Below are 20,495 nucleotides of genomic sequence, written 5' to 3'. Positions count from 1 at the left end.
TCTCGAAGCACGAGGGTGCTGGTGCCCATCCTTAAACGCCCTGCGGTGTTTCCAGATTTTCACGATCCAGCGACGGCAGCGGCTCGCCATGGATGGTCGCCTCGAAAGCCCGCAGACGTTTGTAGATCGACAGAAGCTCGATGATCGTCGTCCATGAATTGACAAGATACTGGAACGAGCCCTGCACCTGCGAGAACACGTTGCTGATCTGGTTCATCAGGCCCAATGTCAGCTTGCCTGCCACGATGGACGGAATGAGGATGACCGTCGGAAACACATTGTCCGCCTGGATATAGAGAATGCGGGCCACGTTGAAATAGACATAGTGGAAATAGAGCCGGAAGTAATTGTGCCGGACATTGCGGAACAATTCGCGCATCGTAACCGGTCCAGCGCGATCATCATGATCCTCGCCATAGACCAGTTCCTTACGATAGGCCGCTTCCACGCGCTGATTGTTGAATTCCAGCCCCGGCAGCTTGATGCCGACCAGCGCCAGCAGGCCTGTACCGAATACCGCCCAGAAAACCGCCGCCCAGACAAGCGCATGCGGGATGACGCCGATGATCGGCAGTTCATTGATCTTCTCGGAAAAACTGAACAAGACGGGCAAGAAGGCGATCAATGTCATGACGGCCTTCACCAGACTGACGCCCAACTGTTCCAGTGTTGAGGAAAAGCGCATCGTGTCTTCCTGCACGCGCTGCGCGGCACCTTCGATGTGGCGCAGTTGCGGCCAGTGGCTCATGTAATAATCATTCATCGCCGTGCGCCAGCGGAAGATGTAATGGCTGACGAAGAACAGGCTCAGCACGCCGATCGTGACCGCGATGAAGGCGATACCGAGAAAGTCGACCGTGCCCCAATAGAAATCGCTGGCCGTGACCGAACCCGGCGTCGACAGCGCCTTCTGCACCATATCATAGAACGGCCCATACCAGGCATTCACCGCCACGCTGGCCTGCACCGAAAAATAGGTCGTGAACAGGATCAGCGCTGAACCGAGAATCGACCAACGCTGCCATGGATGCGGCGAGAACACTGCCCAGAACGCGTAGAACGCAAAAGTCACCACAGCGAAATAGATATAGAACCAGAGGAACGGCGCGGACCAGAAAATGCTTGCGCCGATGATCGGCGCGGCATCCGGCGCTGCGGGCGGCAGGCCGAAAAGACGCCCGAGATTTTCTCCCCCCATATACCAGCTAAGGACAGCCAGCAGGCTCCAGAGCACGACAGACGGAAAGAACAATTTGGGGCGGGGGAAGAAAGATACGAACACGAAAAAGGTCCCGATTCTATGGGGTTATCGGCCCCATAGAATGCCTGTTACCGTGCCTTTACCAGTTAAATATTTGTAAGATTTTGCCAGAAATCTTATTAGTTTCCTGCTTTTAGCGCTCTACTTGGCCTTTTGACCGGCGAGCACGCCAATGACGGCAACAGCCACCAGCGAAAGCGCTGCAGCGAGACTGGCCGAGGTGAACGAGCCGGAACGCTGCGCCATGTAACCGGCGACCAGCGGCCCGACAATCTGCCCGACACTGAACGACACGGTCATGCGCGCCAGCGCCCGCTTTGGCGATGCCGGAGCCAGTACCCGCGCAATCTGGAGACCGAAAGCCGTCAGCGCCATGAAGGTCATGCCCAGAAGCGCACCGCCAACCAGCGGGCCAACGGGCGGCGCAATAACGACGCTGGCAGCAACGCCTATGGCTTCCAGTAGCGCCGTCAGCGCGAAAGCGTTGAACAGGCCGAACTTTTTCGCCGCCGGAGACCAAAGCCAGATGGATGGCGCGGCGGTCAGGCCGGTGACGATCCACACGGCTGCTTCCATCAGCGGTCCGCCTTCATTGGCGCGCACGATGGCGATCAGAAACGTGGCCGTGATGACATAGCCGAAGCCGAAAATGCCATAGGCAAGCGCCAATGCGTTGAAGGCAAAGCTTTTCGGCAAAGCCGGTTCACGGGTGTTGCCGCCATTGCCGCGCGGCCCTTCGCGCACCAGAAAGATCACGCCCACCAGCATGACCAGCGTGAGTAAAGCCGCACCGACCCAATCCGCACGCCAGCCAAGGCCGGAAAAGCGGATGGCGGCAACCAGCACCGCCGAAATGGCGATACCGCTGCCCACACCGCCGAAATGCACCGCACCAAGCCCGCTGCGCTCTGCGGCGGTCACATGGCTGAGCACGATAGCCGTGCAGAGGATCATGGTCACCGCGCTGATGAAACCGGCAGCAAAGCGGATGGCTGCAAACATCCAGACGCCGTCGAACAGCGCCATCGCCGCGCAAAGCACCGCGCTGATGATGAGACCGGTGATGACGCTGGCCCGTTCAATGCCTGCCGACCAGCCATAGCCCGCCGCCACAGCGCCAAGCAGATAGCCGATATAATTGGCGGAAGCGATGAAGCCTGCATCAGCGGCGTTGAAGCCAAGATCGGCCATCATGCCCGGGAGGATCGGCGTATAGATGAAACGGCCAATGCCCATTGCAGACGCCATGGCGAGAAAACCGCCCAGCGCATAACGGATCGCCGTCTGGTGTTGAGCGGAGTTGGGGGAGGATGACATTGAAATATCCGAACGGGAAAAAGCTGACTTGAGAAAGTTCGACTTAGCACTGCAGTTGCAAATTCGTCAGGCCGTGGCGAAACGAGTGATTTTCGCGCACCGGAGCGGAGCGTACTTCAACGTACGTGAGCACCGGAGCACAGGAAATTGCTCGTTGCAGCCCGGCATCACGAAGAATGCAACTGTGGTGCTGGGAGAGAACTGCATCTTGCGCCGCAAAATACCCCTCAAGCGCGGGCGTACAATTGAATTTTTCTGATGGCAGCGATCAAGGGGAGTAAGGGAGTAAGGGAGTAAGGGAGTAAGGGAGTAAGGGAGTAAGGGAGTAAGGGAGTAAGGGAGTAAGGGAAGAGGATCGCGGGCGCTCGTTCAGCGCAAGCAATTTTTTTAGAGGCTCCGAGTTCCCACCCTATTCCCCTATTCCCCTATTCCCCTATTCGCCATTTCAATCCGGCTGATGACGGACGATACATGGCCCGGGTCTTGCAACCCGGACATATGTGAACTATCTCACAGCGTGTTATCATCAATTGGCAACTAACCGATTGATTCTATGTAGTAATTTTACATCCCAATATTTTGAACCCTATCAATAAGTGGACATAATGAATTTCAGTTCCTGTGTTGTTTTATCCATGATCGTTCTTGCAGGCTGTGCGGGGCAATCATCTCGCACTTTTGTATCTCCTTCTTCTGGAAACAGTCGCGTTTCCGCTATTGAAGCCGACGCCATTCAACGGGAACGGCAAATATCCGCCGATCGGGGTTCGATAGAATCCAGTGTTCTGGCAAGTCCGGTGCGGACGCATCCATGGTAGTAACGTAACAGCCGAAAAGGTGCGCAACGCTTCCCAAGGTCCGGCAAGCAATTTCAACTGAAATTGCTCAAGAATGTGCCGTCTTCGTTGTCTGGACCGGCACGCTGTCGGGAATTCCCGAATGCAGGAAGTGCAGCAGCGTATCCTGCACAGACTCCAGCCGATGCACGCAGTCGCGCCAGCCGAAGGGTATTTCCTTCGGCACGGGCGGAATGCGCTGCGGCACCACGCCTTCATCCAGCGAACAATTGGCGATGATGATCTGCAACGCCTCACCGACCCATGGTGGCGGGGGAGCTTCTTTCTTGCGCAGCGCATTGCCAAGCGCTTCGCCGAACAGCAGCGCCGAGGCATAAAGACGAATGCCGCGACGATCATAGCGTCCGGCCATTTCGGTCACTTCGCGCGCCGCCAACCGCCCGCGCAATGACCAGCGCGCATTGCTGCGGGCAAGCGCAATGCCGTCGCCCAGCGCGATGACCGCCCGATGGGCGGAAGTGAACTGATTGACCGCATTTTGCGCACGCACCGGGTCCTGTTTATCAAGCGCCATGGCCGCCTGTTTCAGGCCATTTGCCAGCCGGTCCAGCAGGCCACGCGCCGCCCTGTCGATCAGGCGCACCGGGTCAGGCGTCAGCAAGATCTGGCTGAACAAAAGCCCGACACCTGCCCCCACCAGAACGTCGATCAGGCGGGTCACACCCGCCACTTGCGGCCCCATGGCCAGCACCAGAATGGCCGAAACACCGGACTGGATGGCAATCGCTGGCGCCATGCCGAACGATGTCGCCAGCACCATGGCGATGAAGGTCACCACCGCCATATGCATGACGGGAATGGTTTCGGGCAACAGAAGCGACAGTTCTCCGATCACCACACCTGTCGTTACGCCGACCATGACGCCGATAGCCTGCTTGCCGTGGTTTGGCAGGTTAGGCGCAAGGCAGATCACCGCCGTGACCATGGCAAAGACCGGCCGCGGCTGGCCGAGAAGCCACTGACAGATCAGCCACGCCACAGCGCCCGCAATGGACGCAACCAGCGCATCGCGCCAGCTCACCGACCATTGCTGAACGATCTTGTTCAAGCGTTGATGCATGGCTTTCTCCGCTTCGACAGACCTATCCGCAGATATCTATGGCAGAAGCCCGGCAGCTCAAGACTTGAAGAAGGCCTCATACTGATCCGGCTTGAAACCGACCGTCAGCACGCCGTCCTTGTCGAGCACCGGACGCTTGACCATGGATGGCTGTTCCAGCATCAGCGCCCGCGCCTTGGCGGCATCGACATTCTGGCGCGCTTCTTCCGGCAATTTGCGAAAAGTCGTGCCAGCGCGGTTCAAAAGCTGTTCCCAGGCGACGGTTTTCAGGAAGCGGTCGAGTGTTGCCGCATCGAGCCCTTCCTTCTTGTAATCGTGAAAACCATAGTCGATGCCATGGTCCTCAAGCCATGTGCGCGCCTTCTTCATGGTGTCGCAGTTTTTGATACCGTAGATGGTTACGCTCATGGTCGACTCCTTCAATCCTTTGCGCGATCAAAGGCTAATACGCATTTCGGTTCAACCCTTTATGTCGGCCTATCGCGCATCGTGAAAGATTATGCCCAGCGTATGTCGCATGCCGGAGCGGATACGGCTGACGCCGTGCCGCATCTTGACCCGGTAGTCGCCGCGCGTGCCTTGTACCGGTCGGTCGTTGACGGCGAAGATCACCGCATCGCCCTGTTGAAGCGGCACCACCTCCGCCCTGCTCTGCATACGCGGGCGTTGCTCGGTGAGCACGAATTCGCCACCCATGAAATCCTCGCCCGGTTTCGACAGGAGAATGGCCACCTGTAACGGGAAGGCGATGTCACCATAAAGGTCCTGATGCAGACAATTATAATCCCCCTCCACATATTGCAGGAGAAGCGGTGTCGGGCGCGACTGCCCGGCTGCATGGCAGCGTTCCAGAAATGCGTCATGGGTCGGCGGATAGCGGGTGTCGCTGCCCATTCTCCGGCTCCACCCATTGGCGATGGGCGCGAGCTGCGGATAGAGGCTGGCGCGCAGGCTCCCAATTAAGGCAGGCAGCGGATTGGCGTAATATTTGTATTCGCCGCGTCCAAAACCGTGCCGCGCCATGGAAATGGTGGTGCGAAATGCGGCGGAATCATGCCATCTCGTGGCGAAATTGTGGCACTCGTTTTCGGAGAGAAGTTTCGGGAGAATGGCCGTACCGAATGTGTCGAGTTCGACGCCAATCTTCTCCCAGTCATAGGCGGCGACTTTTGCCGCCGCCTTTTCCACGTCGCCGCTCATGCTTCACGCTCCCGCTTCAGGAGGTCGCGCTTGCGCTCGACACCCCAGCGATAGCCAGACAGCCCGCCATCATTGCGCACCACACGATGGCATGGCACCGCGACGGCGATCTTATTGGCGGCGCAGGCCTGCGCAACGGCGCGAACGGCTTTCGGCGCGCCGATCCGTTCGGCAATATCCGTATAGCTCGCTGTTTTTCCTGCGGGAATTTCACGCAAGGCCTGCCAGACGCGCTGCTGGAACGCCGTGCCGCGCAGGTCGAGCGGCAGATCGAGACCGATGCCCGGCGCTTCGACAAAGCCGACCACCTGCGCGATCATGTCTTCAAAATCGCGATCAGCGCCGATGAGATTGGCTTTGGGAAAGCGCTTTTCCAGATCGCGGATCAGTGCTTCCGGGTCGTCGCCCATCAAGATGGCGCAGACGCCCTTCTCGCTCGCCGCCACAAGGACTGCGCCAAGCGCCGATTGCCCGATGGCGAAACGAATGTCGGCATCCTTGCCGCCCTGCCGGTAAGCCTTTGGTGTCATTCCAAGAATCCGGTCTGAGGCTTCATAGAAGCGGCTGCTGGAATTGTAACCGGCGTCATAGATCGCATCGGTCACGCGGATTTCCGGCGCGTCGAGCGCCACACGCATTTTCCGGGCGCGATGTGCGTCGGCATAAGCCTTGGGCGTCAGCCCGGTGAAGGCTTTGAAAATGCGATGGAAATGCGCCGGGCTGGTCTTCACTGCATCCGCGATTTCTTCCAGAGACGGCACTTCTTCTGCTGCTTCGATATACCGGCAGGCAGCGGCCACGATTTCGGCATGGCGCGCATTGTTCTGTGTTGCGAGCGTTTCGGTCAGATGCGGCTTGCAGCGCATGCAGGGGCGAAAACCTGCCTGCTCCGCATCTTCACAACGATCGAAAAACTGCACATTGTCGCGCTTTCCCCGCCGCGACGGGCAGGATGGGCGGCAATAAACGCCAGTGGTGCGCACGGCATAAACGAAGGCACCATCCGACGCCTTGTCGCGTCCGAGCACCTTCTGCCAGCGGCTTTCATCGGGATCATGCGTTTTGAGGGTCATAAGGTTCATGTCCGTGTTCCTTCTTTATATGAACCAGACATAGGACCTTACAAGGGCGCTCACACTCCGCTGCTTGCTTTCAAATTCGAAATGAGAAAAGCGGGCCTTTGCAGACCCGCCTTCATCGAAATATCGATCGATACCAGCGATCAGGATTTACGCGCATCCGCAATGGCCGCGATCAATTCCTGCTGCTTCATCACGCCGCCATAAAGCTTGGTGCCGATGACGAAAGACGGAGTGCCGCTGAAATTGAACGCTTCACCCTGATTCATGTTGCGCTCGAGAATGCCATTGATCCGCCTGGAATCAGCCTTATAGGCTGCTTCAAGCTTGGCGGCGTCGAGACCGCCCTTCTTCATGGCCGCATCAACCTGCTCCTTGGTCAGACGGCCCGGCGTGGCCATCAGCGCTTCCATGGCCTTGGCGTAATTGCCGGACTTTTCCGCAGCCAGAACAAGCCGCGCCGCATAGGCCGACATATCGCCGAAAATGATCCAGTCCTTCAGAACCAGCCGCACATTGCCGTCATCCTTGACGACACGCATCAGTTCACCATGGCCCTTTTTACAATAGGGGCATTGATAGTCGAAATATTCGACGATGGTGACATTGCCATGCGGATTACCGAGAACCGGGATTTCCTTGTCGTAGAGAACCTCGGCCACGGTCGGAACGGCCTGTGCCAGACCCTGCGCACCCGAGAATCCGAGTGTCGCAATGGTCCCGGCTGAAACAGCCAGCATCTGACGGCGGTTTATCATGAACTAGCTCCCATGCCAGATTGGGACTTGTCGAGCACCACAACGCGGGCACCCGTCGGGGCGCGCTTGTAGAGATCGAGAATGTCCTGATTGAAAAGACGGATACAGCCCGAGGACGCCGCCTTGCCGACCGACCACGGCTCATTGGTGCCATGGATACGATAGAGCGTGTCCTTGCCGTCGCGATAAAGATAGAGTGCGCGGGCGCCAAGCGGATTGCGGATGCCGCCCTCCAGACCATTGGCATATTTCGCGTAGTGGTCGGGATTGCGCTTGATCATGTTGGCGGTCGGGGTCCAGCGCGGCCATTGCGATTTATAGGCAACCTTGGCTTCGCCCTTGAAGGTCAGCCCGGCGCGGCCGACACCGACCGAATAGCGCATGGCCTTGCCGCCCGGCTGCACGAGATAAAGATAGCGCGCATAGGGATCGACAATGATGGTGCCAACCGGATGATCGGTCGCATAATCCACCTGCTTGCGCAGGTTGCGCTCGGCAATCTTGTTCACATCAAGCGCGGGAATGAAGTTCTTGCCGTCGGTGACAGCGCCATACATCACTTCATATTCGCTGCGCGCCGTCTGCACTTCCGGTTCTGCCACGGCTGCGACTTGCACCGGCTGCGGTTCCGCCACAACCGGCTGAACAACAGGCTGAGGCATGATGACCGCGACCGGCTGCTCGGCGGAAGTCGTCGTGCAGGCGGCGGCTGCCAGCGGCAGCAAAGCGATGGTGGCAATGCGCAACAGTCGCGCTGCAATACGGTATCTGTCGTCCCCGCGCTTCATAATAGTCCAAGCCCCCGGCATCATCTTCAATCCTTGTTTCTGCGATTACATCCGGCCATCGGTGGTGAGACCAGCCGACCGGGCAATGGTGGCAGACGTGACATCGCCCACCAGTCTCGTCCCCTCCCGCTCGCGGCTTGCCTTGTCGAAGAAAATCATCGTCGGCGGGCCAGCCACTTTCAGCTTCGCCATCAGGTCTGCATTGCCATTGGTCAGATCGGAAATATCAGCCTTGATGAGCTGATAGCCGTTCAGGCTTTTCTTCACATCGGCATCCGGCAACACGCGCTTTTCCACGGTGGAGCAACTCACGCACCAATCCGCCGTGAAATAGATCAGTGTCGGGCGCGAGCCTTCCACTGTCGCAAGCTTCTCCTGAAGGGAAGAAACCGTATCGACCGGCGCGAATCGCAGCTCGGCCATATTCTGGTTGTCGCCACGGTTAGCGAATACGGCCAGCGGTTGCAACGGATCTCTGCCGCCAGACGCAAGGCCGAGCATCAGAATGGTTGCGTAAACGAAGGCCGCCGCGCCAATCGTGCGGGCCACAACGCCATGCCCCGGCACTTTGAGGAAGGCAAAACTTGCCACGCCGAACAGCAGAATGGCCCAGAGCGCCATATCCACGCCCGAAGGCAAAAGCGGTGCAGCCATGAAGATGGCGGTTGCCAGAAAACCGAAGCCGAAAATCTGCTTCACGGTTTCCATCCATGCGCCTGCGCGCGGCAGCGTGCCCGCGCCAAGGGTCGCGAAAGCGATCAGCGGCAAGCCCTTGCCGATGCCAAGCGCGAAGAGTGCCCCGGCACCCAGCGCGACATTGGCCGTCTGTGCAATATAGAGAAGCGCGCCCGCCAGCGGTGCGGTCACGCAAGGGCCGACAATCAGCACCGACGAGAAGCCGAGCACGGCGGCAGAGCGCTTGGAGCCTGTGCGCTGGCCGGTCTGCGCGGAAACCGCGCTGACCCACCGGCTTGGAAGCTGGATCTGGAACAGGCCGAACATGGATACGGCCAGCAAGGTGAACAGCGCCGCCAGAGCGAGTGCCGTCCATTTCGATTGCAGGACCATTTGCAGGTTCTGCCCCGACCAGCCAGCGATCGCCCCCACCAGCGCAAAGCCCAAAGCCAGACTGACCACATAGATGGAGGAGAGGACGAAGCCGCGTTTTGCCGTCAGTTTTTCACCTTCGCGCGCCAGCGTTCCGGCGACGATGGGATAGATCGGGAAGACACACGGCGTGAAGGCCAGCAGCACCCCGAAGGCAAGAAAGGCCGCAATGACAAAGCCCGTGCCGCCCTCGGCCAGCAGGTTTTCGACCATGCCCTTTTCAGGCGCGAGCGCAAAAGCCTTGCTTTCAGTGGCCGTGCTTGCAGCCATCTGCGGCGCAGCGGTGGTGAAAGCAGTGCCTTGCGCAAAAGACTGGGATTGGGCCTTGGCCAGGGTGCCCATCTGGCTTGAAACGGCCAGCGTCACCGGGTCGACTGTCAGCGTTTCGGGCCGGTAGCAGATGCCGTCTTCCTGACAACCCTGATAGGTGATTTCCACCGGTGCGGTTTCCGCGTTAAGGCTGGCACTGGCATAGCGATAATAGACTTCGAGCCTGCCGAAATTCGGGTCGTCCTTGGCAATGCCGGGCTGCGTATCGACATTGAGCGCATTGCCCTTGTCGTCTTTTGCGGCAATATGATCGCGATAGAGATAATAGCCTTCGGCAATGGTCCAGCCGAGCACGAGACGTCCATCGGCATCCTTCGTCACGCCAAGACGAAAAGCATCGTTCACCGGCAAAGGGCCAGCGGCCAGGGCTGACGAGAACGCCGTGAAGATCAGGAGGGCGAAACTCACAAGGCTCGCAGAAAGACGCATTCCGGTTTTCCGAACTGATTCGTAGAAAATTGATTATGTTGCAAAAGGCGAATGCCGCCGCCACCTTAAGACAGCCTTAAGCTGGGATGGCCAGAAGCCGGGCTGATTTAAAACGACAACAAGGCGAAAACAGGAAGACCAATGCGCATTCTGGTGGTTGAAGACGATGCAATCCTGCTCGACGGGCTGTCCGTTGGTTTGGGCATTGCCGGTTTCACCGTGGATGCGGTCTCGACCTGCGGCGATGCCGAAGCAGCCCTAGCAGCGCAGAATTACAACGCCGTCGTGCTCGATCTTATGCTGCCAGACGGCTCCGGCCTCGACATTCTGAAGACCATGCGGCGCGGTCGCGACGACACGCCGGTACTGCTTCTGACCGCTCGCGATCAGGTGCCGGAACGCATTGCAGGGCTGGACGCCGGCGCCGACGACTATGTCGGCAAACCGTTCGACCTGCATGAGCTGGCCGCCCGGGTGCGCGCCATTGCGCGGCGCGGGGCTGGTCGCGCCAATGCCATGCTGGAATGGCGCGGCGTCGAGCTTGATCCGGCGGAAATGTCGGCGCGCTTCAAGGGCGAACCGCTGCGGCTGACGCGGCGTGAATTCTCGATCCTGCGCGCGCTGATGGAGCGCCCCAATGCAACGCTTTCCAAATCATCGCTGGAAGAAGCGCTTTATGGCTGGCAGGAAGAAGTGGAGAGCAATGCAGTGGAGGTGCATGTCCATCACCTGCGCTCCAAGCTCGGCTCCGATTTCATCGAGACGGTGCGCGGTGTCGGCTATCGTCTGGCGGGGGCCTGCGCATGAGTTCGATCCGTGGCCGTCTGACCGGCATTCTGATTGGTGTAACCTGCATCGTCTGGCTGATTGCCGTGGTCTGGATTCACACGACCACTCAGGCCCAGCTGGAAAAGGTTCTGGATGCGCGCCTCATGGAAGCCGCGCGCATGGTCAATTCGCTTTTGAGCGATCACCGCGTGGAAGTCGGCCCCAATGGCGATGGGGGGCAGCTCTCACTCAAGCCCATGCCGGAATTTTCCGACTATGACCGGCAGCTTTTCTGCCAGATCTGGGCGCTGGACGGCAAGCTGGTCGGGCGTTCGGAAAGCGCGCCTGTCACACGGCTGACGAGCGTGGCGAACGGCTTTTCCAACACGGTTGTCGCTGGCGAGCGCTGGCGGGTATTTGCCGTTGAAAACACGCAGCTTGGTCTGCGCGTGATGGTCGGTGATAGTCTCTATGTTCGTGAAAGACTGGTCCGCAATGTGGTGACGGGGCTGGTCATACCTGCCCTTCTGGTGCTGCCACTGCTGGCAGGCATGATCTGGCTTTGCGTGCGGCGCGGGCTCAACCCGTTGAGCAACCTTGCCGCCGTGCTGTCGAAGCGACAGGCACAGGATTTACGCCCGCTGCCGGAAGACAATCTGCCAAAGGAAATCGCCCCTGTCGTGACCGCGCTGAACGGGCTGTTCCACCGTGTCGAGGAAGCGCGCGAGCGCGAGCGCAACTTCGCGATCTTCGCCGCCCATGAGCTGAAGACGCCGCTCGCCGGTCTGAAGACGCAGGCGCAGATCGCCGAAGGCGCAAAGGACGAAGCTGTCCGCGCCAACGCGGTGCGCCAGATTGCAGCCGGTGTGGACCGCACCAGCAGGCTGGTCGGTCAGCTGCTCGATCTTGCAGCGCTTGAAACTTCCGATGAAACCGAAACACCGACGCCGGAACCGGCCTGCAGGCTCGTGCACACTATCGCCACCGATATGCGCATGCTCGGCGCCCAGCGCGGCGTCGCCATCGAACTGCTGGAGGGCATGCCGCTCGTGCAGATGCCGTTCCCGCATCTCTTCACGCTGGCGGCGCGCAACCTGATCGAAAACGCAGTGCTGCATTCCCCGCCGGGTGGCTGTGTGCGCTGCGGTTTTACCGTCGCGGACAACCGCCTCACCCTCACCGTCGAAGACAGCGGCCCCGGTATTCCCGACATCGAAATGCCGCATGTCACCGAGCGCTTTTTCCGCGGCAAGCACCGGCAGGATAATGGCAGTGGCCTCGGCCTTGCCATCGTGCAAATGGCGGTCACGCGGATGGAAGGCACATTCGATCTGGTGAACCGTCCCGATGGCGGTCTTCGCGCCTCGATGACCATCCCGGTGACATAAGCTCCGGGGTCACTTCTCTCCCTAGAAAATCGTCGTTGATTAGGATCAATGACAGCACGCCACGGAGCGCCGATAGAAATCCTGTCGCTACAACTGCCCCTGACGGGCGGTCTTCGTTACGCGCTGCGAGGGGATTTCATGAACTACGCCGCTGGAACAGTCCTATCCGGTCTGGGAGCGCTTTTTGCCGTTCTCCTGGCCGGATTTTCCCATGACGAGCTGTTCAGAACCCATATGTGGATTCTGTTCGTCGTGCTCGCCATTTTCACCATTCTTCTGTTGCGCAACGCCGATTACGGTCTGACGCCGAAAAAGACGGATCAGTCCGTCTATATGGATGGTCCGATCCGCTACGGCCTGATTGCGACAGTGTTCTGGGGCGTTGTCGGCTTCCTCGTCGGCGTTGTTATCGCCGCGCAGCTCGCTTTTCCGGATCTCAATCTGGAACCATGGCTGAACTTCGGCCGCGTGCGCCCGCTGCACACTTCCGCCGTCATCTTCGCCTTCTGCGGCACCGCGCTCATCACCACATCCTTCTATGTGGTGCAGCGCACCTGCCGCGCCCGCCTGTTCGGCGGCGATCTGGCCTGGTTCGTGTTCTGGGGCTACCAGCTTTTCATCGTCATGGCCGCCACCGGCTATCTGCTCGGCATCACGCAGAGCCGCGAATATGCCGAGCCGGAATGGTATGTCGACATCTGGCTGACCATCGTCTGGGTCGCCTATCTGGTCGTGTTCCTTGGCACCGTGCTGAAGCGCAAGGAGCCGCATATCTATGTGGCCAACTGGTTCTTCCTCGGCTTCATCATCACCATCGCCATGCTGCATATCGTGAATAACCTTGCCGTGCCGGTCTCCTTCCTTGGCACCAAGAGCTATTCCGCCTTCTCGGGCGTTCAGGATGCGCTGACGCAATGGTGGTACGGCCACAATGCCGTCGGCTTCTTCCTGACCACCTCATTCCTCGGCATGATGTATTACTTCGTGCCGAAGCAGGCGAACCGTCCGGTCTATTCCTACCGCCTGTCGATCATCCACTTCTGGTCGCTGATCTTCCTCTATATCTGGGCCGGTCCGCACCATCTGCACTATACCGCACTGCCCGACTGGGCGCAGACTCTGGGCATGGTGTTCTCGATCATGCTGTGGATGCCGTCCTGGGGCGGCATGATCAACGGCCTGATGACGCTGTCGGGCGCATGGGACAAGATCCGCACCGATCCGATCATCCGCATGATGGTGGCTGCCATCGCCTTCTACGGCATGGCGACCTTCGAAGGCCCGCTGATGTCGATCAAGGCGGTCAATTCTCTGTCGCACTATACCGACTGGACCATCGGTCACGTTCATTCCGGCGCGCTTGGCTGGAACGGCATGATCACCTTCGGCGCGATCTATTATCTGGCTCCTAAACTGTGGAACCGTGAGCGCCTCTACTCGGTGCGCATGGTCAACTGGCACTTCTGGCTCGCCATTCTCGGCATCGTGCTCTACGCCGCCGCCATGTGGGTTGCGGGTATCCAGCAGGGCCTGATGTGGCGCGAATACGACGATCAGGGTTTCCTCGTCTATTCCTTCGCAGAAACGGTCGCCGCGATGTTCCCTTACTACGTCATCCGCGTGACCGGCGGCCTGCTCTACCTCACGGGCGGTCTCGTCATGGCCTGGAACGTCTATCAGACCATTCGCGGAAACCTGCGCGATGAGGCGCCGATCGCCGGCGCAACCCCGGCCAAGCCGGCATCAGCGATGCAGCCTGCGGAATAAGGATCGAACACACATGTCCTTTCTGAAAAAACACGCCGTAATCGAAAAGAACGCAACGCTGCTGCTGGTTGGATCGCTGACCGTGGTGCTGATTGGCGGCATCGTGGAAATCGCGCCGCTTTTCTATCTCGAAAACACCATCGAAAAGGTGGAAGGGATGCGTCCCTATTCACCGCTCGAGCTTGCGGGACGCAATATCTATGTGCGCGAGGGCTGCTATCTGTGCCACAGCCAGATGATCCGCCCTTTCCGTGACGAGGTGGAACGCTACGGGCATTACAGCCTTGCGGCGGAATCCATGTATGACCATTCGTTCCAGTGGGGCTCCAAGCGCACGGGGCCGGACCTCGCCCGCGTCGGGGGCCGCTATTCCAACGAATGGCACGTCCAGCACCTGATCCGCCCGCGCGACGTGGTGCCGGAATCGGTCATGCCGAGCTACGGCTTCCTGAAGGATACGCCGCTGAGCGCCAGTAACATTGCTGCCGATCTCAAGGCCAATGTCGCAGTGGGCGTGCCCTATACGCAGGATATGATCGACAATGCGCTGGACGACCTGAAGGCGCAGGCCGATCCCGAAGCCGACACATCCGGCGTCGAGGGGCGTTATCCCAAGGCCAAGCTCGGCGATTTCGACGGCAATCCGGCTGCGGTAACGGAGATGGATGCGCTTATCGCCTATCTCCAGATGCTCGGCACGCTGGTCGATTTCTCGACCTACGATCAATCCCCCAAAGCGCGATAGGAGCTTCCCATGGATTACAACGCCATGCGCCACTTCGCCGACAGCTGGGGCCTGCTCGGCATGACGGTCTTCTTCGTTATCACCGTCTTCTATGTCTTCCGTCCCGGCAGCAAGAAGATCGCCGACGAGGTGAAAGCCATTCCGTTCAAGGATGACGCAAATGACTGATAAGCATATCGACGACGTCAGCGGTGTTTCGACCACCGGCCATGAATGGGACGGCATCCGCGAACTCGACAATCCGATGCCGCGCTGGTGGCTGTGGACCTTCTACGCCACCATCCTGTTCGCCATCGGCTACACCATCGCCTATCCGGCATGGCCACTGATTTCCAGCTCGACTGCGGGGCTGACCCAATGGTCGAGCCGCGGCGCGTTGCAGGAAGACATGCGCCAGGTGGCGGCGGAAAAGCAGGGCATTCTCGACCAGATCAAGGCCAAGGATGTGCATGAAATTCTGGCCGATGAAAACCTGCGCCAGTTCGCCATTGCGGGCGGCGCGGCTGCCTTCCGCGTCAACTGCGTGCAGTGCCATGGCTCCGGCGCGCAGGGCGCACCCGGCTATCCGAACCTCAACGACGATGACTGGCTGTGGGGCGGTTCCATCGACGAAATCCTGACGACCATCCGTCACGGCGTTCGTTCCAAGGATGACGCGGATACCCGCACGTCCGAAATGCCCGCTTACGCCGACATTCTGGAACCGCAGCAGATCCGCGATGTGGCAGCCTATGTGGTCAGCCTGACCGGCACACCACATGACCCGTCGATGGTTCCCGCAGGCCAGAAGGTCTTCTCGGAAAACTGCGCTGTCTGCCATGGCGCCGACGCCAGGGGCAGCCGCGAATTCGGCGCGCCGAACCTGACCGATGCGATCTGGTTCTATGGTTCCGGCGAAGACGCAATCATCCGTCAGGTGTCGCATCCCAAGCACGGCGTGATGCCTGCATGGGAACCGCGCCTCGGCGACACAACCGTCAAGCAGCTGGCGATATTCGTCCATTCGCTGGGCGGGGGAGAATGAAGAGAGGGGAGTAAGGCAGTAGGGGAATAGGGGATTATGTTTTGGTTGTGAAGGCCCGCAACGTCGCCCCCCGTTCTTCATACTCCCTTACTCCCCTATTCCCCTACTCCCTTCTCCTCCCTAGGAGCATAAAATGTCAGAGCAAGTCGAACGTATCGACGTTCAGGCAGTGAATTCCCCCAAGACGCGGCAGTCGCTTTATGCGGCGCGGGTCAAGATTTTTCCGAAGCGCGTTCAGGGTGAGTTCCGGCGCTTCAAATGGCTCGTCATGCTCATCACGCTGGGCATCTACTATCTGACGCCATGGCTGCGCTGGGATCGCGGGCCTTATGCGCCGGATCAGGCCGTGCTGATCGATCTCGCCAACCGCCGCTTCTATTTCTTCTTCATCGAAATCTGGCCGCAGGAATTTTATTACGTCGCGGGCCTGCTCATCATGGCGGGCCTCGGCCTGTTTCTGGTCACCTCCGTCGCGGGCCGCGCTTGGTGCGGCTATACCTGCCCGCAGACGGTCTGGGTCGATCTCTATCTCGTGGTGGAACGCGCCATCGAAGGTGACCGCAACGCCCGCATGAAACTCGACAAGGGGCCGTGGACCTTCGACAAGATCTGGAAACGGGTGACGAAACATTCGGTCTGGCTCCTGATCGGCGTTCTGACCGGCGGCGCGTGGATTTTCTACTTCGCCGATGCGCCAAGCCTGCTGCTCGATTTCCTGACCGGACAGGCAGCGCCCGTCGCCTATTTCACCGTCGCCATTCTCACCGCCACCACCTATACGCTGGGCGGGCTGATGCGCGAACAGGTCTGCACCTATATGTGCCCGTGGCCGCGCATTCAGGCCGCGATGCTCGACGAGAATTCGCTGACCGTGACCTATAATGACTGGCGCGGCGAACCGCGTTCGCGCCATGCCAAGAAGGCAATCGCCACCGGGGAATCCGTCGGTGATTGCGTGGATTGCAATGCCTGTGTGGCCGCCTGCCCGATGGGTATCGACATTCGCGACGGCCAGCAGCTGGAATGCATCACCTGTGCGCTGTGCATCGATGCCTGCAATTCGGTGATGGACAAGATCGGCAAGGCGCGCGGCCTCATCTCCTATGCGACGCTGGCCGACTACGACGCCAATATGGCGCTTGCCACCAACAACGGGACGATGCCCATCACCCCTGCCCGGGTCTACGCTACGCCCAATGTGCTTTCCGACAAGGTGCAGAACCTGTCATGGGGCAAAGTGCTGCGTCCGCGCAGCCTGTTCTATTTCATCGTCTGGGCGCTGATCGGCCTCACGCTGGTCATTTCGCTGTCGATGCGCCAGCGCATCGGCATCAATGTCCTGCACGACCGTAACCCGCAATATGTGCTTCTGTCGGACGGTTCGATCCGCAACGGCTATACGGTCAAGCTTCTCAACATGATCCCGACACCGCGCACCTTCCGGCTTTCCATCGAAGGACTGCCCGGCGCGACCCTGACCGTGCAGGACGAGACGGCAGACGCAGACGGCAATTATGCCGTGCCCGTGGAACCTGACCGGCTGAAGACATTGCGTGTCTTTGTGACCTTGCCGCACAGCGCCATCTCGGACCACCGCAAGGATTACGAAATCGAAGTGCGCGACGCGGACGGCGCTGAACACGCCCGCTACAAGGCAACCTTCATGGCTCCGGAGGGACGATAATGTCGGCAGAAACCAAGACTGCATCCGCAAATTCGTCGGGCACATTCACCGGCTGGCATATGCTGGGCATCATGGTGGCGTTTTTCGGGGTGATCATCGCCGTTAATGTGACCATGGCCTATCTCGCCATTCACAGCTGGAGCGGGCTGGTCGTCGCCAATTCCTATGTCGCAAGCCAGGAATTCAACGAAAAGGCCCAGACCGGCAAGGAGCAGGCAGCCCTCAACTGGCAGTCGACGCCTGCCTATGCCGGGGGTGTCTTCACCTGGCGGCTCGCCGACCGCGACGGCAAGCCGGTTGCAGTGACGGGCGGAACGGTGGAGTTCAAGCGTCCCGTTGGCGATGTGAACGATACCAGGGCAGCACTTGCCACCCGGGAAGCGGGCGTGCTCGGCGCAAACATTGACCTCGCCGATGGCGCGTGGGTCATGGAAATCAACGCCGATGCGGGTCTGGAAGACCCCTATCGCCATATCGTCCGCATTCTGATCAAGAACGGGAAGCTGTTATGAGCTGCTGCGTCGAGAATGCACAGATTGCGACGGTCATCCAGACCGTTTCCCCGGATGAAATGCAGCTCGCCAGCCGCACGCTGGGCGACGGGCTGCGCCAGCTCGACCTGTCGGTGCCGGGCGTTCACTGCGGATTGTGCATCAAGACGATTGAAGAAGCGCTGGCGCAGATCGCAGGCGTTGCCTATGTGCGCGTCAACCTGACTGCACGACGGGTCGCGATCCGCTGGAAGGACGGCGAAACGCCGCCCAATGTCGTCGATCCGCTGCGTCGCCTCGGCTATGAAGCGCATATTTTCGACATGGCGCAGGAGAAGGACCCAGCCTTCACGCGCCTGCTGATCGCCCTTGGTGTCGCGGCTTTCGCCTCCAGCAATGTCATGCTGCTTTCCGTGGCTGTCTGGTCGGGTGCGGATGCAGCAACCCGCGACCTGTTTCACTGGGTCTCCGGCCTGATCGCCCTGCCGACGCTGATCTTCTCGGGCCGCATCTTCTATGTTTCCGCATGGAATGCACTGCGCGCAAGGCGTGTGAACATGGATGTGCCGATTGCGCTGGCCATCTCGCTCGCCTTTGCGATGAGCATTTATGAGACCATGAACCATGGTCATCATGCCTATTTCGATGCCTCGGTGACACTTCTGTTCTTCCTGCTGATCGGTCGCACGCTGGACTATATGATGCGCGCCCGTGCCCGTTCCGCCGTGCGCGGTCTGGCGCAGCTTGGCAGTCGTGGCGCGGTGGTGATCGCCGACAATGGTGAGCGGAACTATCTGCCGGTCAATGAAATCCGCCCCGGTATGCGCATCATTCTGGCAGCAGGCGAGCGCGTGCCGGTGGATGCCAGAATTGAGGAAGGCTGCTCCGAACTCGATTGCGCCATTGCATCCGGCGAAAGCGATGCGGTGCCGGTTGGCCCCGGTTCTGATATTCGCGCCGGTACGCTGAACCTCTCCACGCCACTCGTCATTCGGGCAACGGCGGAAGCCAAGGATTCCTTCCTTGCCGAAATGGTGCGCCTGATGGATGTGGCTGAAGGTGGCCGCGCCTATTATCGCCGCCTCGCCGACCGCGCTTCCGAACTCTATGTGCCGATGGTGCACACGATTGCCTTCCTCGCATTCACGGGCTGGATGGTCTACACCGGCGGCGACTGGTATCGCTCGATCTATATCGCCATCTGCACGCTGATCATCACCTGCCCCTGCGCATTGGCGCTGGCCGTGCCGATTGTGCAGGTGGTTGCAGCGCGCCGCCTGTTCGAAAACGGCATCATGATCAAGGACGGCTCCGCCATGGAACGCATGGCCGAGATTGACACCGCGATCTTCGACAAGACCGGCACATTGACGCTCGGCCAGCCGCGCCTGATCGGCCTTGAAAGCGTCAATACGCACAATCTCGAAATCGCCGCCGAACTGTCGCTCTATTCCCGCCATCCGCTGTCGCGGGCGCTGGCGCAGTTTTCCGGTCAGGGGCCGATGAGCGCCTTCACCCGGATCGAGGAAGTTCCGGGATCGGGTATCGAGGCGGAAATCGACGGCAAGCTTTATCGTCTCGGCAAATCCGAATGGGCTGGCGGCATGGCCGATGCTACTGCCGCAAACGGGCCGGAAACCTGCCTTTCCATCGACGGCATGCTGGTCGAAACCTTCCATTTCGAGGACAGCCCGCGCGAAGACGCAGCCGCCGCCATCGCCGCCCTGAAAACGGATGGGCTGAAGCTTGGCATCATCTCCGGCGACCGATTGCCAGCCGTTAGGAAGCTCGCGGATTATCTGGGTGTCGATGACTATCGCGGCGCGGTTCTGCCTGCCGACAAGTCGCAGCTCGTGCAGGAGCTTTCCGGCGAAGGCCGCAAGGTGCTGATGGTTGGCGACGGTCTCAACGATGCGCCTGCCCTCGTCGCAGCCCATGTTTCCATGGCTCCGGCAACCGCCGCCGATATCGGGCGCAATGCCGCCGACTTCGTGTTTCTGCGTGAGAGCCTCGCCGCCGTGCCGCTGGCCTTTGCGGTCTCGAAGGAGGCAGGTCGGCTGATCAGCCAGAATTTCGCGCTGTCCATCGGCTATAATATCATCGCCGTGCCAATTGCGATCTTCGGCTATGTCACGCCGCTGGTGGCAGCACTGTCCATGTCGCTGTCGTCCATCGTGGTTGTCAGCAATGCACTGCGGCTGAAGGCCGGGAAGCAGAAGCCGCAGGCGCAACAGCAGCGTGCCGCCCCGGTTACCGTCATCAAGGAAGCGCACAAATGAGCGGGCTTCTCTTTCTCATCCCCGTCGCCCTGCTGATGGGCGCGGTGGGGCTTGCCGCCTTTCTCTGGTCGCTGAAAAACGGCCAGTATGAAGACCTCGACGGCGCGGCGAACCGGATCCTGCTCGACGACGACGCACGGCCTGATTGATCTTCTGGCTCTGA

General features: G+C 59.8%; 20 protein-coding genes. 11 read left to right on the top strand and 9 right to left on the bottom strand.

Annotation, left to right across the window (positions count from 1 at the left end; genetic code table 11):
- Window positions 1-31: 31 nt before the first annotated feature.
- Complete coding sequence (sbmA, locus tag FGI60_RS16185) at window positions 32-1,282, bottom strand: peptide antibiotic transporter SbmA (protein ID WP_138786067.1); 1,251 nt, start codon at window positions 1,280-1,282, stop codon at window positions 32-34.
- Window positions 1,283-1,402: 120 nt separating this feature from the next.
- Complete coding sequence (locus FGI60_RS16180; RefSeq protein ID WP_138786066.1) at window positions 1,403-2,578, bottom strand: YbfB/YjiJ family MFS transporter; 1,176 nt, start codon at window positions 2,576-2,578, stop codon at window positions 1,403-1,405.
- 28 nt (window positions 2,579-2,606) lie between these two features.
- Here FGI60_RS16180 and FGI60_RS16175 point away from each other — a divergent pair, with 28 nt between their 5' ends.
- Window positions 2,607-2,837 (top strand): hypothetical protein, encoded by a 231-nt coding sequence (locus tag FGI60_RS16175; RefSeq protein ID WP_138786065.1) that lies wholly within the window; start codon window positions 2,607-2,609, stop codon window positions 2,835-2,837.
- 626 nt (window positions 2,838-3,463) lie between these two features.
- Here the strand turns inward: FGI60_RS16175 and FGI60_RS16170 are convergent.
- The 7 genes from FGI60_RS16170 to dsbD all read right to left on the bottom strand — a co-directional run bounded on the left by FGI60_RS16170 (window position 3,464) and on the right by dsbD (window position 10,186).
- Window positions 3,464-4,495, bottom strand: a complete 1,032-nt coding sequence (locus FGI60_RS16170; RefSeq protein WP_138786064.1) for an FUSC family protein — start codon at window positions 4,493-4,495, stop codon at window positions 3,464-3,466.
- Between the two features lie 57 nt (window positions 4,496-4,552).
- A complete protein-coding gene (locus tag FGI60_RS16165; RefSeq protein WP_138786063.1) occupies window positions 4,553-4,903 on the bottom strand; it encodes an ArsC family reductase in 351 nt (116 codons plus the stop codon).
- A 69-nt stretch (window positions 4,904-4,972) separates the two neighbouring features.
- A complete protein-coding gene (locus tag FGI60_RS16160; RefSeq protein ID WP_138786062.1) occupies window positions 4,973-5,695 on the bottom strand; it encodes a 2OG-Fe(II) oxygenase in 723 nt (240 codons plus the stop codon).
- Window positions 5,692-6,777 (bottom strand): bifunctional DNA-binding transcriptional regulator/O6-methylguanine-DNA methyltransferase Ada, encoded by a 1,086-nt coding sequence (gene ada / locus FGI60_RS16155; RefSeq protein WP_138786061.1) that lies wholly within the window; start codon window positions 6,775-6,777, stop codon window positions 5,692-5,694. Before ada ends, FGI60_RS16160 begins: the two co-directional genes overlap by 4 nt.
- Before the next feature lie 140 nt (window positions 6,778-6,917).
- On the bottom strand, window positions 6,918-7,532 hold the full coding sequence (locus tag FGI60_RS16150; RefSeq protein WP_138786060.1) for a DsbA family protein: 615 nt from the start codon (window positions 7,530-7,532) through the stop codon (window positions 6,918-6,920).
- The gene (locus FGI60_RS16145) at window positions 7,529-8,320 is read right to left on the bottom strand and encodes a L,D-transpeptidase (RefSeq protein ID WP_138786059.1); all 792 of its coding nucleotides are present in this window, start codon (window positions 8,318-8,320) and stop codon (window positions 7,529-7,531) included. Before FGI60_RS16145 ends, FGI60_RS16150 begins: the two co-directional genes overlap by 4 nt.
- A gap of 45 nt (window positions 8,321-8,365) precedes the next feature.
- Window positions 8,366-10,186 carry a protein-disulfide reductase DsbD gene (gene dsbD, locus FGI60_RS16140; protein ID WP_138786058.1) on the bottom strand — a complete coding sequence of 607 codons (1,821 nt, stop codon included), beginning with the start codon at window positions 10,184-10,186 and terminating at the stop codon, window positions 8,366-8,368.
- 141 nt (window positions 10,187-10,327) lie between these two features.
- Here dsbD and FGI60_RS16135 point away from each other — a divergent pair, with 141 nt between their 5' ends.
- The 10 genes from FGI60_RS16135 to ccoS all read left to right on the top strand — a co-directional run bounded on the left by FGI60_RS16135 (window position 10,328) and on the right by ccoS (window position 20,481).
- Window positions 10,328-10,993: a response regulator gene (locus tag FGI60_RS16135; protein WP_138786057.1), complete on the top strand. Its 666-nt coding sequence runs from the start codon at window positions 10,328-10,330 to the stop codon at window positions 10,991-10,993.
- Window positions 10,990-12,342 (top strand): ATP-binding protein, encoded by a 1,353-nt coding sequence (locus FGI60_RS16130; RefSeq protein ID WP_138786056.1) that lies wholly within the window; start codon window positions 10,990-10,992, stop codon window positions 12,340-12,342. Before FGI60_RS16135 ends, FGI60_RS16130 begins: the two co-directional genes overlap by 4 nt.
- Window positions 12,343-12,480: 138 nt before the next feature.
- Window positions 12,481-14,109 carry a cytochrome-c oxidase, cbb3-type subunit I gene (gene ccoN / locus FGI60_RS16125; RefSeq protein ID WP_078337974.1) on the top strand — a complete coding sequence of 543 codons (1,629 nt, stop codon included), beginning with the start codon at window positions 12,481-12,483 and terminating at the stop codon, window positions 14,107-14,109.
- A gap of 13 nt (window positions 14,110-14,122) precedes the next feature.
- Window positions 14,123-14,854, top strand: a complete 732-nt coding sequence (gene ccoO / locus FGI60_RS16120; protein ID WP_138786055.1) for a cytochrome-c oxidase, cbb3-type subunit II — start codon at window positions 14,123-14,125, stop codon at window positions 14,852-14,854.
- Between the two features lie 9 nt (window positions 14,855-14,863).
- Window positions 14,864-15,022, top strand: a complete 159-nt coding sequence (locus FGI60_RS16115) for a cbb3-type cytochrome c oxidase subunit 3 (RefSeq protein WP_078337972.1) — start codon at window positions 14,864-14,866, stop codon at window positions 15,020-15,022.
- Window positions 15,015-15,878 carry a cytochrome-c oxidase, cbb3-type subunit III gene (ccoP, locus tag FGI60_RS16110; protein ID WP_138786054.1) on the top strand — a complete coding sequence of 288 codons (864 nt, stop codon included), beginning with the start codon at window positions 15,015-15,017 and terminating at the stop codon, window positions 15,876-15,878. Before FGI60_RS16115 ends, ccoP begins: the two co-directional genes overlap by 8 nt.
- 133 nt (window positions 15,879-16,011) lie before the next feature.
- Complete coding sequence (gene ccoG, locus FGI60_RS16105; protein ID WP_138786053.1) at window positions 16,012-17,562, top strand: cytochrome c oxidase accessory protein CcoG; 1,551 nt, start codon at window positions 16,012-16,014, stop codon at window positions 17,560-17,562.
- Window positions 17,562-18,074 (top strand): FixH family protein, encoded by a 513-nt coding sequence (locus tag FGI60_RS16100; RefSeq protein WP_138786052.1) that lies wholly within the window; start codon window positions 17,562-17,564, stop codon window positions 18,072-18,074. The genes ccoG and FGI60_RS16100 overlap by 1 nt, the downstream gene beginning before the upstream one ends.
- A complete protein-coding gene (locus FGI60_RS16095) occupies window positions 18,071-20,332 on the top strand; it encodes a cation-translocating P-type ATPase (RefSeq protein ID WP_138786051.1) in 2,262 nt (753 codons plus the stop codon). The genes FGI60_RS16100 and FGI60_RS16095 overlap by 4 nt, the downstream gene beginning before the upstream one ends.
- Entirely contained in the window at window positions 20,329-20,481 is a 153-nt protein-coding gene (gene ccoS / locus FGI60_RS16090; RefSeq protein ID WP_138786050.1) for a cbb3-type cytochrome oxidase assembly protein CcoS, read from the top strand. Before FGI60_RS16095 ends, ccoS begins: the two co-directional genes overlap by 4 nt.
- Window positions 20,482-20,495 lie beyond the last annotated feature (14 nt).

Source organism: Brucella haematophila (genome assembly GCF_005938105.1).
In the GTDB taxonomy this organism is placed as follows: Bacteria; Pseudomonadota; Alphaproteobacteria; order Rhizobiales; family Rhizobiaceae; genus Brucella; species Brucella haematophila.
The sequence above is the reverse complement of the archived record's forward strand: the minus strand, read 5'-3'. Positions and strand labels throughout refer to the sequence as shown.